Source organism: Bacillus sp. B-jedd, assembly GCF_000821085.1.
Lineage (GTDB): Bacteria > Bacillota > Bacilli > Bacillales > Cytobacillaceae > Bacillus_D.
This window is the reverse complement of sequence record NZ_CCXR01000001.1, coordinates 2416297-2428059: the sequence shown is the minus strand read 5'-3', so window position 1 is coordinate 2428059 and position 11763 is coordinate 2416297. Positions and strand designations below refer to the sequence as shown.

14 protein-coding genes are annotated in these 11763 nt (G+C 42.7%); 11 read left to right on the top strand and 3 right to left on the bottom strand.

Features of this window, described 5'->3' with window-relative positions; translation table 11 throughout:
• The first annotated feature begins 11 nt into the window (after window positions 1–11).
• The 7 genes from BN1002_RS23305 (at window position 12) to BN1002_RS11930 (ending at window position 5535) form a co-directional block, all read left to right on the top strand.
• Complete coding sequence (locus BN1002_RS23305; RefSeq protein ID WP_082036218.1) at window positions 12–182, top strand: YpmA family protein; 171 nt, start codon at window positions 12–14, stop codon at window positions 180–182.
• An 11-nt stretch (window positions 183–193) separates the two neighbouring features.
• Window positions 194–685 (top strand): cell wall elongation regulator TseB-like domain-containing protein, encoded by a 492-nt coding sequence (locus tag BN1002_RS11955; RefSeq protein ID WP_052445639.1) that lies wholly within the window; start codon window positions 194–196, stop codon window positions 683–685.
• Window positions 686–707: 22 nt separating this feature from the next.
• On the top strand, window positions 708–1901 hold the full coding sequence (locus BN1002_RS11950) for a pyridoxal phosphate-dependent aminotransferase (RefSeq protein ID WP_048825237.1): 1194 nt from the start codon (window positions 708–710) through the stop codon (window positions 1899–1901).
• A 121-nt stretch (window positions 1902–2022) separates the two neighbouring features.
• Window positions 2023–3315, top strand: a complete 1293-nt coding sequence (gene asnS / locus BN1002_RS11945) for an asparagine--tRNA ligase (RefSeq protein WP_048827917.1) — start codon at window positions 2023–2025, stop codon at window positions 3313–3315.
• A 133-nt stretch (window positions 3316–3448) separates the two neighbouring features.
• Entirely contained in the window at window positions 3449–4153 is a 705-nt protein-coding gene (locus BN1002_RS11940) for a DnaD domain-containing protein (RefSeq protein WP_048825236.1), read from the top strand.
• 214 nt (window positions 4154–4367) lie between these two features.
• Window positions 4368–5027 carry an endonuclease III gene (gene nth / locus BN1002_RS11935; RefSeq protein ID WP_048825235.1) on the top strand — a complete coding sequence of 220 codons (660 nt, stop codon included), beginning with the start codon at window positions 4368–4370 and terminating at the stop codon, window positions 5025–5027.
• The gene (locus BN1002_RS11930) at window positions 5020–5535 is read left to right on the top strand and encodes a YpoC family protein (RefSeq protein ID WP_148362770.1); all 516 of its coding nucleotides are present in this window, start codon (window positions 5020–5022) and stop codon (window positions 5533–5535) included. Before nth ends, BN1002_RS11930 begins: the two co-directional genes overlap by 8 nt.
• A 61-nt stretch (window positions 5536–5596) precedes the next feature.
• On the opposite strand, the gene BN1002_RS11925 is transcribed toward BN1002_RS11930, so the two are convergent.
• Together BN1002_RS11925 and recU are read right to left on the bottom strand one after the other, a co-directional pair.
• Window positions 5597–8266: a transglycosylase domain-containing protein gene (locus BN1002_RS11925; RefSeq protein WP_048825233.1), complete on the bottom strand. Its 2670-nt coding sequence runs from the start codon at window positions 8264–8266 to the stop codon at window positions 5597–5599.
• A 39-nt stretch (window positions 8267–8305) separates the two neighbouring features.
• On the bottom strand, window positions 8306–8914 hold the full coding sequence (gene recU / locus BN1002_RS11920) for a Holliday junction resolvase RecU (RefSeq protein ID WP_231575108.1): 609 nt from the start codon (window positions 8912–8914) through the stop codon (window positions 8306–8308).
• A 192-nt stretch (window positions 8915–9106) separates the two neighbouring features.
• On the opposite strand from recU, the gene BN1002_RS11915 reads away from it, so the two are divergent.
• The 4 genes from BN1002_RS11915 (at window position 9107) to BN1002_RS11905 (ending at window position 11385) form a co-directional block, all read left to right on the top strand.
• Window positions 9107–10078 carry a DUF2515 domain-containing protein gene (locus BN1002_RS11915; protein ID WP_048825231.1) on the top strand — a complete coding sequence of 324 codons (972 nt, stop codon included), beginning with the start codon at window positions 9107–9109 and terminating at the stop codon, window positions 10076–10078.
• Between the two features lie 426 nt (window positions 10079–10504).
• Window positions 10505–10768 carry a hypothetical protein gene (locus tag BN1002_RS11910; RefSeq protein WP_048825230.1) on the top strand — a complete coding sequence of 88 codons (264 nt, stop codon included), beginning with the start codon at window positions 10505–10507 and terminating at the stop codon, window positions 10766–10768.
• A 74-nt stretch (window positions 10769–10842) separates the two neighbouring features.
• A complete protein-coding gene (locus BN1002_RS23755) occupies window positions 10843–10995 on the top strand; it encodes a hypothetical protein (RefSeq protein ID WP_156129716.1) in 153 nt (50 codons plus the stop codon).
• Window positions 10996–11034: 39 nt separating this feature from the next.
• A complete protein-coding gene (locus BN1002_RS11905; RefSeq protein ID WP_048825229.1) occupies window positions 11035–11385 on the top strand; it encodes a DUF1798 family protein in 351 nt (116 codons plus the stop codon).
• A 39-nt stretch (window positions 11386–11424) separates the two neighbouring features.
• On the opposite strand, the gene yppF is transcribed toward BN1002_RS11905, so the two are convergent.
• Window positions 11425–11625, bottom strand: coding sequence for a YppF family protein (yppF, locus tag BN1002_RS11900; RefSeq protein WP_048825228.1), 201 nt, complete (start codon window positions 11623–11625; stop codon window positions 11425–11427).
• Between the last annotated feature and the right edge of the window lie 138 nt (window positions 11626–11763).

The following is an 11763-nucleotide window of genomic DNA, read 5'->3' as shown; positions in this document are numbered from 1 at the left end:
GAGGAAAATGCATGGAAAGCAAAATAGAAGTCATTTCAACGGTCAAAATTGAATATACCCCGGATTTATACAAGGTGGTCGATTCCTTGAACAGAAACCTCAAGGACCGCGATTTAATGTTCGGGCTTGCGCTTGACAGCGAAGACCACTCAAAAGCAATCTTTACGATATATAAAACGTAAGGGGAGAGACAGTGAAAAAGTTTTTAATTGGTTTTGCCTTATTTTTGTGTATTTTCGCGGCAATCGCTGGATGGATTTATTCGAACTCCACCAAGCCGATTAAGGCGGTGGAGGATAAAGTGATCAGTATTGCAAGGAAGGATGGAGGATTGGACGAAAAGCAGAGATTTCGCATCTATAACGGCAAAGAAACAGTTTATGTTGTAGAAGGGAAAAATAAAAAAGGCGAAAGCATTATCGTCTGGATTCCAGAAAAACAAAAAGGAAAAGCAGAAGAGGAAGAACCTGTTGTCAGGCTTGCAGGCGATGGCATTTCCAAAAATGAAGCGATTCGCAAAGTGCAGGAAGAGAAAAACCCCGAAAAAATAATCTCCGCCCGGCTTGGGATGGAGGATGGGATTCCGTTTTGGGAAGTTTATTATACGAGCGGGAATAATTTAATGAATTATTATTATATTAATTTTGATACAGGCGAAATGCATAAAAGAATAGAAAATCTTTAATTTTCACAGGAGGTTTTACGGCATGGAAACGAAACTGGCCCGCAGGGTACTCGCACTCTCGCCATCCCCGACATTGGCGATCACGGCAAAAGCAAAGGAATTACAAGATCAGGGGCTTGGCATAATCGGCCTTGGGGCTGGAGAACCCGATTTTAATACTCCTGTACATATTCTCGATGCTGCCAAAAAGTCAATGGATGAAGGAATGACAAAATATACTCCTTCCGCGGGGCTTCCTGCCCTTAAAAAAGCAATCATCGATAAGTTTTCTAGGGATCAGGGTATCAACTATGGTATGGGCGAAATTATTGTCGGAAACGGAGCCAAGCACATTTTATATACTTTGTTTCAGGTTCTGCTCGACGAGGGGGATGAGGTCATTGTTCCTGCGCCATACTGGGTAAGCTATCCTGAACAGGTTAAACTTGCTGGAGGAATCCCGGTTATTGTAAACTGTCCGGAAGAAAGAGAATATAAATTGTCGCCGGAACAACTCGAAGCAGCAATTAATGAAAAAACCAAAGCCGTTATCATCAATTCGCCTGGAAACCCTACCGGCATGGTCTATACCAAAGAAGAACTGGAAGCGCTAGGCGAAATATGCCTTAAGAAAAATGTATTGATTGTTTCGGATGAAATCTATGAAAAACTGGTTTATGGAAACACCCGCCATGTTTCCATAGCGGAAATCTCACCAAAATTAAGAGAGCAAACCATTCTTGTCAATGGAGTTTCCAAATCCCATTCAATGACCGGCTGGCGGATTGGCTATGCCGCGGGGAAAAAGGAAATTATTGAAGCAATGACGAACCTTGCCAGCCACAGTACGTCCAATCCGACGACAACTGCCCAATATGCTGCGATAGCTGCATATAATGGAACCCAGGAGCCTGTTGAGGAGATGCGCAAAGCATTTGAATCCAGGCTGGAAATCATTTATCCAAAGCTGACAGCCATTCCCGGTTTCAGTTGTGTAAAACCGCAGGGCGCATTTTATCTTTTTCCGAATGTGAAAGAAGCGGTCGACCAATGCGGTTTTAGTGATGCGGATGAGTTTGCCGAAGCGATTCTTGTAGAGGCGAAAGTTGCGGTCGTCCCTGGTTCAGGTTTCGGGGCACCCGACAATATCAGGCTTTCTTACGCCACTTCTCTGGATAAGTTGGAGGAAGCCATTAACAGGATCAATAGGTTTGTCGTAGAAAAGTATAAAAATTGAGCGGGAAGGCAGCTGCGCCTGGCAGATTCTTTCAGCTCTCTTGCTAGCGAATTTTCAGACCTGTATAATAGGGTGGATACATATCATTTGTTTTGCAGGTTTTTGGAGGGAATAAAAAGTGATCAAAACAACCATTGCAGAAGTGAATAAACATGTTGGGGAAGAAGTAAAGATTGGCGCATGGCTTGCCAATAAGCGCTCAAGCGGAAAAATCGCATTTTTGCAGCTTCGGGACGGAACAGGTTTTATCCAGGGAGTCGTCGTTAAAAGTGATGTGCCCGAAGAAATATTTCAGGCTGCAAAATCAATCACTCAGGAATCATCGCTCTATGTGACTGGAGTCGTTCAAAAGGATGAAAGGTCGGCTCTTGGATATGAACTGAATGTGAATGGAATTGAGGTGATCCAGCTTGCTTCGGATTATCCAATTACCCCCAAAGAGCATGGCACCGAATTCCTGATGGATAACCGCCATTTATGGCTTCGTTCGAAACGCCAGCATGCGGTCATGAAAATCAGGAATGAGATAATTAGATCCACCTATGAGTTTTTCAATGATGCCGGTTTTGTTAAAATTGATCCGCCAATTTTAACTGGAAGCGCGCCTGAAGGAACCACCGAGCTGTTCCATACAAAATATTTCGATGAGGAAGCATACCTGTCACAAAGCGGCCAGCTTTATATGGAAGCGGCGGCAATGGCTCTCGGCAAGGTGTTCTCTTTCGGGCCGACTTTCCGCGCTGAGAAATCGAAAACAAGGCGCCATCTGATTGAATTTTGGATGATTGAACCTGAAATGGCTTTTACGGAATTCGAAGAAATTCTTGTTGTCCAGGAGCAATATGTATCCCATATTGTTCAATCAGTTCTTAAAAATTGCAAGATTGAACTGAAAACACTTGGACGCGATACTTCAAAGCTCGAACAAATAACCGCTCCTTTCCCGAGGATTTCGTATGATGACGCTGTTAAGCTACTTCACGAGAAGGGTTTTGAGGATATACAGTGGGGCGATGACTTCGGGGCGCCACATGAAACTGCCATTGCGGAAAGCTATGACAAGCCGGTTTTCATTACCCATTACCCGACTGGTTTGAAGCCTTTCTACATGCAGCCTCATCCGGAACGTGATGATGTTGTCCTCTGTGCCGATATGATTGCTCCTGAAGGATACGGTGAAATCATTGGCGGTTCTGAAAGAATCCATGATTATGAGCTTCTTAAACAACGGTTGGAAGAACATAATCTGCCTGAATCAGCCTATAATTGGTACCTTGAACTCCGAAAGTATGGCTCTGTTCCTCATTCGGGCTTCGGCCTTGGCCTTGAAAGGACAGTTGCCTGGATCAGCGGTGTCGACCATGTAAGGGAAACTATTCCTTTCCCGCGTCTTTTAAACAGGCTTTACCCTTAGGTAAATATTTGCAAAAAAACCTGCCAAATGCGCCATTTTGGCAGGTTTTTTCTTTACGCCTAAAAACTTATCTGGCTGAATACCTTACTTGAGGCATGCATTTCATGCTATACTGAAAAGGAGGTGTCGAATTATGAAATCTAGTATCCTTGCCTGGATGAAAGAGGGAAGTGTAACCATACCTTCCTTGCTATTCTCTGAATACAGAAGTTTAAAATTAAATGAATACGATTTGGCTGTCATTATGAATATACTGGATTATGCCCAGAAAGGAAATTTTTTTCCTACTCCGGAAGAACTTGCTTCACGCATGACGATTTCAGTAAATGAATGTACAGATTTATTAAGGAAGCTGATCCAAAGAGGATACATAGAAATCATTGACGAAAACTCCCCTGAAGGAATCGGGTATGAACAGTACTCGGTCGAACCGCTTTGGGAGAAACTCATTGAGCAATTTCTTCTTAAACAGCAGAATGAAAAGGAACTCAGCAGGAAAACGGAAGAAATGGACTTATATACGATTTTTGAAAAAGAATTTGGCAGGCCGCTTTCCCCATTTGAATGTGAGACGCTCGCAATGTGGGTGGATGATGATAAACACAGCCCGCTATTGATCAAGGCAGCCCTTAGGGAGGCCGTCATGTCGGGAAAAATCAATTTCAGGTATATTGACAGGATCCTGTTTGAATGGAAAAAGAACGGCATTAAAACAATTGAGCAAGCAAGGACACAGAGCCAGAAATTCCGCCAGCGGCAGCAGGCAAAAACTAGCCCTCTTGACCGGCAAAAACCGCCTGTCGCAGCCGTACCGTTTTATAATTGGCTTGAACAATAAAAAACAAACATCAGGCGAGAGAAGCATCTCTCGTTTTTCCTATGTCCGGCCAAAAATTTCAAAGCCCTTACCGTGCGGACATAAAGGAAGAATGAAAGATACAATAAATAACGCTATGGAAATGGCTCATATGACGTTCCCGAGGCTTATAACGCGGAAGGAGCCGATGCATAATGAGTGATGTTAAGATTTTAATTAAAGCAGGTGGAAAAAGTTGCTGAACAAAGAACAAATCCGGTTTTGCCTTGATGAAATGGGAAGAATGTTTCCAGATGCCCACTGTGAACTGAATCATAAGAACCCCTTTGAACTTGTCATCGCAGTTGCCTTGTCCGCACAATGTACAGATGTTCTCGTTAATAAAGTGACAAATTCACTTTTTCAAAAGTATCAAACTCCCCAGGATTATTTGGTTGTATCCCTTGAAGAATTGCAAAACGACATTAGGTCAATCGGCCTTTTCAGAAATAAGGCAAAAAACATTCAAAAACTTTGCCAAATGTTATTGGATTCTTATGAAGGAGAAGTTCCCTCGGACAGGGACGAATTAACAAAACTCCCGGGCGTGGGTAGGAAGACTGCCAATGTGGTTGTTTCTGTTGCATATGGAATCCCGGCAATCGCAGTGGATACACATGTGGAACGAGTGAGTAAGCGCCTAGGCATATGCAGATGGAAAGATTCGGTATTGGAAGTTGAAAAAACCTTGATGAAAAAGGTTCCGATGGAAGAATGGTCCATAACCCACCATCGAATGATCTTTTTCGGCCGGTATCATTGCAAAGCCCAAAATCCCCAATGCCCAACCTGTCCTCTTTTGGATGTGTGCAGGGAAGGAAAGAAGAGGATGAAAGGGTTGCTTGGAAATGGATGAAAGAGCGGATAGGCAATGTATTGTACCCGTTGCACTTGACCATCCATTTTTTAAGGAACTTATTTTGCAAAACCTTTCAATTAACAGTGGCCATCCTACTGAAGAGGTTTATTTTATCCATGAAATGGAGTACTATCACAATAAAACTGTTCATGGACCTTGGTTGGACGCGGGTAAATCGATCCCCCGGCTTTTGAAAGATTGGCAGGATATAAAGGTAGAGCTTAACTCCCTATACAAGTTGAGAAGGAAGGAGGAAATCAGACGCTCCATGAAGAAAGGGATCAGCCTGTTTCTTCAGTTTCTTTTTTGGAGCAATGGTGTCCCCGTAATCCTTCAAAATCTGCCAAAAGTCGGTGAATTGGCAATTAAGCCGGCAAATTGTGAAGAAAGAATTGCTTTTCTTATTGAGCGGCCTGATGGATTCCATTCATTTATTCAACTGGGTGAATTGATTGACGAACAGAAAAAGCGCTTTTTTGCGAATTCAGTAAAAAATAAAAATTGAACTTCGAGAAAAAAAGGGCGCGTTGCTTTAATGCAACGCGCCTTCTTTATATTTGAAGAATTTATCTGCCGGGATTACTATCCCCGCCAGTACCACCGGTACCACCGGTACCGCCAGTACCGCCAGTTCCACCAGTACCGCCAGTGCCACCGGTACCGCCAGTGCCACCGGTACCGCCAGTGCCACCGGATCCTCCAGTACCACCAGTTCCTCCAGTACCACCGGTTCCTCCAGTGCCACCGGTTCCTCCAGTGCCACCAGAACCGTCATCATTTCCGCCGCCGTCATCATCACCGTTTCCGTCGTCATCATCGTTATTGCCATTTCCGTTCCCGTTTCCATTGTTCCCGCCGTTTCCTTGGTCGGGAGCCTTTTCAGGAACCTTGATGCTGATTGTCGCCGGGTCACTGGTGAGGCCATCTTTGCTCGCTGTTACAGCAATTGTATAGGTTGCACCAGCTTCAACATTTGAAATCTCAAAGGATTTACCTGATGTGCTGTCTGTCAGAAGGGAGCTGCCATTCTTGCTAATAGAAATTGAATAATTGGCTCCAGCTTCGCTCTGTTTCCAATCAACGGAAATTGTATTGGCATCTTTATTGTAACGCGCGTTCAGGCCTGTAGGTGCATCGAGCTTATCGTATTTCTCCGATACTTGTGTTGGCTTTTTGCCTTTAACAGCATATTCATAAAGCACTTGCCCGCTTGGCGTATATGGTCCTGCAAGCTTGGCTGGTATCGTCCCTTTCTCGATTTTCACTTGCTCGACGCTCTTTGGCATCGCGAAATCTGAAGTCTTGACATCCTTTGACACGTATTGCATCAGATTTTTATACATAGCCTGTGCTATTTTTTGATCGGGGCCCGCCTGGATTGGCATTGACCTGCTTTCATAGCCGGTCCAGACGGCTATGGTAAAGTTGGTGGTATAGCCTGCGAACCATGCATCAGGCACAGCGCTCTTACTGATTTTATATTTCCTTAATTCATCATCCGTGTAGTTGGTTGTCCCGGTTTTACCAGCAGCCGGTAGTCCCGGAATTTTAGCATTGACACCAGTGCCGCCAGGTTCCAGCACACTTTTCAGCATGTCTGTAATCATGAAGGCTGTATAGTCTTTCATGACAACCTTTGTTTCAGGGGCCAAGTCGATTTCAGTGCCATCCCGCAGTTTGATTTTCTTTACGGCGTATGGGTCGGTATAAAAGCCATTATTACCAAATGCACTATATGCACCAGCCATTTCAAGAGGTGATACTCCGACCGTTTTTCCTCCCAGGCCGCCTATTGCATAGGTTTCGTAGATTTCTTTCAGTGGAATTCCGAGTTTAATTGCGAACTCTTTCGCTTTTTCAGTGCCAACTTCCTGCAAGGTTTGGACAGCAATCGTATTTTTTGATTTTGCCAAGGCCTGCCTGATCGTCATCCAGCCATCATATCGGTCATTCCAGTTTCCGAACTCTTTCCCAGTAGAATACTTAGTTTTCTTGTCTTCGAGCATATGGTAGGTTCCCCATTGCAAGTGTTCGATAGCAGGTCCATAGTCAAGGATTGGTTTGATCGTGGAACCTGGCTGCCTTTTAATATCGGTGGCGAAATTGAAGCCTCGCTTGACGTCTTTGTTCCGTCCGCCTCCAATTGCCCTGATTTCCCCGGTTTTCGTATCAAGCATGACAATCCCTGCCTGGAACTTATCATCCGGGAATTTAATGATTTCATCAGAATACATCATTTTTTCCACATACTGCTGGGCATTTGGATCAAGCGTTGTGTAGATAGTAAGGCCATCTGAAAAAATATCGAATTTTCCTGCCTTATTTACCTCTTTTATCACTGCATCCACAAACGAATTATACGGTTCTTCATCTTTCGGCCTTTTATCTTCCGGTACTAGGCTTGAAGTGACCGGAATGCTTTGTGCTTTTTTCATTTCTTCCTTGGATATGAATCCATGCTGGTTCATAAGGTAAAGGACGATATTCCTTCTCCGTTCAGCTTTATCCGGATGCTCGAATGGGTTGTAATTATTCGGGCTCTGCGGCATCCCGGCAAGCAGGGCAGCTTCATGGAGCTTTAAATCTTTAAGGTCTTTATTGAAATATTCCTTGGAAGCTGTCGCCACTCCATGCATATTTCGTGACATATAAATCTTGTTGACATACATCTCGAAAATTTCCTGCTTTGTATACTTCTGTTCAAGCTGGTAGGAAAGCCAAGCTTCCTGTACTTTTCTCTTTATTGTTTTTTCATGGGAGAGAAATGAGTTTTTGACTACCTGCTGGGTAATTGTTGAAGCTCCTTCAGAACCGAACCCATCTTTAACGTTGGCAATGACAGCACCGCCGAGGCGGATTAAGTCTATGCCATGGTGCTGATAAAAACGCACATCCTCTGTTGCAAGAAAGGCCTGCTCAACGAGTTTGGGGATATCCTTGTACTCAACATACTCCCTTTTTATTGTTCCGACTTCCCTGATGACATTTCCATCTCTATCAAGGATTTTTGAAGGGATTGGATCTTTTAAAAGTTTTTTATCCAGCTTGGGTGCATCCTGGACAAGAAAAGCAAAGGTGGCCACTCCGGTCAGCATTCCTGCTATGCCGAGAGCAATCAGAATCAGAAAAATCTTTTTAAACATTCCTGCCTTTGATGGGGCGGGTTTTTGTTTTTTAGTTTGATTCTGTTTTAACTGCTTCCTTCGTTCCTCCCTGGATTTATAATTGTTTGACATTCTTTTTCCTTCCTTTCCAACAAAAGCAAATCTGGTAAATTATTGATAAAATTCATCGATTACACGAAGGTAATCGAGCCGGGGCTGGTATCCAGTTGGAATCAACCGCCCAACTTCCATGATTTCTTGTTTCGTAATCGATTTTCTTCCGCCTTGCTCCATTCTGGACCAGAAGCGGAGTAGATGGGCGGCATCGAGCAGAAAAACTTCTTCCGTAGCCGCAAAACGCAAAATAACAAAAGATACGCCTCCTTGGGATAAAACTGCCTCCATATGGCGGATTTGATGCTCATGAAAATTCTTCAAGGGGAAAGAGGTATTATTTTGAGTTTCTTTTGCCTCGAAATCAATATATTTTCCTTTATAAACACCATTATAATCTGTTGTCGATGCTTGCTTGAAGTACGCCTCTTTTATAACAGCAGCGCTCCGTTTCGGATAATCCACTTGGACGATTTGAATAGGGGTTGGTTTTTTATGGATGACTGCAATTCCCCTGCTTAAATAGTAAAGATTTGTATTATTTAAATCCTCTTCAAGTGTCATTCCCCGGTTTCCATAAGAGGTTACTGGTTTAGGCTTTCTTGTTTGTCCGGCTATAATGTCACCGGCAGTATATTTCTTACCGTTTGGATAGTTGATCATGATAGGCACCTCACAATGTACATCTTATCATATCAAAAACTTACAGGTTGATGCTGAATAAATAATGAATATGGTGCCAACCTATATATAATGATATTTTCGTTCCAGGTACTTTGCTTTCTGGGGGCTGTAAAAAGCGCCAATCGATTTTCTCCTATTCGAGGATTATATCCCTATTTTTCAGAGGAAGTAAACATGATGATTTCAGAATCCTGCATAATTGATGAAATTATTAAGGAAACCGCAAGAAGGAATATTGATAATATTACCCGGACAGAAGCGTATTTCAACTATTTTAAAAAAAATCCGGATATCATTTGGTCTTTTTTAGCAAGCATGGTATCCCGCAATGGCGGTTGGAATATGTGTGACCTTGAAGGGAGCATCTTTCCCCATTTACTATCTTCCCCAACGAGGAAACAGTTGTTTCTCACCTATGAACGTGCAAATTGGCTTATTTTCCATGATGTATACCCCCAACTCCTTCTCTATCAATATTCGACGAAATACAGCCGTCCTCTGTTTCATCTTCTGAAATATTTTAACGTTTCAGTCTTTATGCAAAAGGAATGGCCTATATTTTGGGACACCCATGATAAAAATAGGCTAACAACAGCGTTGATCATTAATGAGCAAAACGTCATACAAAAACCAATTATAGAGCATCCATTTTATAAACGCCGGGTATTCTTTTCCCCGGAATTCATGCTTCAGGACTGGTTCCATTTTAGCTGTGTGCTTTTTCCGACATGCGGCGGGGAAGTTTACGGGGCCAGTGTCACAGGATTTAAAAAGGTGTCCAATAGGATTGACTTGGGAAAAAGGCTCGCAAAAATACTATTCGATCCGAGACTGTTTTCTTATTTTCTTGAATTTGCAGATAAAACAACACACACCGGTTCCCGTTATGATTTTGAAAAATATTTTCGCCCAGGAGTAAGGCGTGAGACCCCGTTCTTAAGAACTGCATTTCCTGTAATCGAGCATCACCGTCATAAATATGCTGACTGGAGCAAGGGAAGGCGGGCCCCAATTAGTAAATTGTACTTTCCGGTAAAACAAAAGGAGCCAATCCATTTGACCGATTGGTATATAAGGAAACGTGATCAAATGAACGCACTCGTTGCAATCAGGAAAGCGTTAGATCATAATTCCTGGAAAATGTAAAAAAGCAAGGAATTCCTTGCTTTTTTGCAATACAAATTATGCTCTATCCATCCGAGCAATCGGAAAACTGCCATACACTAGATGAATAGGCCGTTACTCAGCCGGCCTGTTCTCACCGATGAGTTTTTTATCCCCAAAACCGGTTTTTCTTGGGTCTTTAGCTGGCTGATTTTTTTTCTCATTACCCTTTCTCTTCATTCCATAAACACCTCCATTAATAAGTCTTCCCATCGTAAACACTTTCTACAAATAACTTTGTCGTAATATAAAGATAAACTCTGCAAAAAGAGTCAATTGCCCACTTTCTTTGGCTGTTTAGTTCTAGTTTTGTCAACCGGGAAGGATACAGACTGTACATCAAGAAATAGGTAAATAAAAGCACGGAAAAAAAGCATTCTACACTACAAACTGAAAGGGGAATGGATAATGGTGAATGTAAATGAGCAAAAGGAATTGTTGCTGTCCAAGCTTTCGGGAATACAGTTGCAGCTTGAAAGGCTGGAGGCAGCGATTGATGATGCTTGTTCCGGTTTATCCAGCCAATTAGTCGATCATCATTTGAAAAAATTGGAGAAGATGGATGCCAGAATATTAAAGGCCGAGGAAATGGCTGGGGAAACATCCATAACTGATACAAATGAAAAAAGGCAGCCAGCCTGTACTATCCCTAAAGTTGAATTTGGCTATTGAGAAGAGATAAACTGAATATATAAAACGGGCCATGGATCTCATGGCTATTTTTATTATGGCTTTGTTAAAGGTGATTGTTGATTTCAATAGCGTTGATTGGAACGAAGGGGACTGACTCCGGCGGGATGAAGCGGCACGTGGAGACCCCACAGGCGTCTATGACGCCGAGGAGGCTCCACGGTCCGCCCCGCGGAAAGCATGTCTCCGAAGTGGAAATCAACAATTAATGAAAACAGAGCCTTAATTTTATATGGGGGCAAAACACTATGGAAGATTTACGGACTTTAACACTAAAATTATTGGATTATAACAGGCAGTGTGTTTCTATTTTTGAAAATGCAAGGAAGAAGGGGACGGATGGGGATTTTTATATGGAGGTTAAACCATTCGCCGATGAAGTAACTGCAATAAATAATAAGTGGAAAGAGATTGCCATGGAACATAGTGCAATCCTAAGCCAGGAAGGGATTACCACAAAACAAATCGAGATGGTTAATGAGCATCTTGAGCGGCTGGCAATCCAAGCCTTTTATATTAAAACCAGCCGTTATACATTCATGAATTCAAGCAGGACAGTCGAGTATACCTTACAGAAGATATTGGAAAAGGTTAGTTGACCGCTTTGTGGATACCCGCCCTTTTAGGCGGGCTATTAATTAAGTGAACATCTCTTTTTCAAGTATTTCAGGAACAGTCGCACCTTCTGCTTCCAGTTCCCTGATGAGGCTTCGGAATTCAGCGGCAGTAATGTCATTTTGGATATAAAGATTTCGGGCATAATCTCTTAGCTCATTTGCACATTCGGGGCGTTGTCTCCTGTTTTGAAAAAAAAGCTCCTTTAACATGATCATATCCATTGATTTGCGCTCCTTTCCATGTTTCTTTTATCGTAACATGCACTGCAGGAAATAAAAGGTTTTTAAAAATTGAAACTTCCGACAAACCTTTCATTGATTCGACAATGTGGCTCATTGAAATTATTCACGCCTACTTTT

Excerpts from the sequence above, each read along its gene's own strand:
- BN1002_RS23305 (WP_082036218.1), top strand. The coding sequence starts at position 12 with ATGGAAAGCAAAATAGAAGTCATTTCAACGGTCAAAATTGAATATACC.
- BN1002_RS11950 (WP_048825237.1), top strand. The coding sequence starts at position 708 with ATGGAAACGAAACTGGCCCGCAGGGTACTCGCACTCTCGCCATCCCCG.
- BN1002_RS11940 (WP_048825236.1), top strand. The coding sequence starts at position 3,449 with ATGAAATCTAGTATCCTTGCCTGGATGAAAGAGGGAAGTGTAACCATA.
- BN1002_RS11930 (WP_148362770.1), top strand. The coding sequence starts at position 5,020 with ATGGATGAAAGAGCGGATAGGCAATGTATTGTACCCGTTGCACTTGAC.
- BN1002_RS11925 (WP_048825233.1), bottom strand. The coding sequence starts at position 8,266 with ATGTCAAACAATTATAAATCCAGGGAGGAACGAAGGAAGCAGTTAAAA.
- BN1002_RS11915 (WP_048825231.1), top strand. The coding sequence starts at position 9,107 with ATGATGATTTCAGAATCCTGCATAATTGATGAAATTATTAAGGAAACC.
- BN1002_RS11910 (WP_048825230.1), top strand. The coding sequence starts at position 10,505 with ATGGTGAATGTAAATGAGCAAAAGGAATTGTTGCTGTCCAAGCTTTCG.
- BN1002_RS11905 (WP_048825229.1), top strand. The coding sequence starts at position 11,035 with ATGGAAGATTTACGGACTTTAACACTAAAATTATTGGATTATAACAGG.
- yppF (WP_048825228.1), bottom strand. The coding sequence starts at position 11,625 with ATGGATATGATCATGTTAAAGGAGCTTTTTTTTCAAAACAGGAGACAA.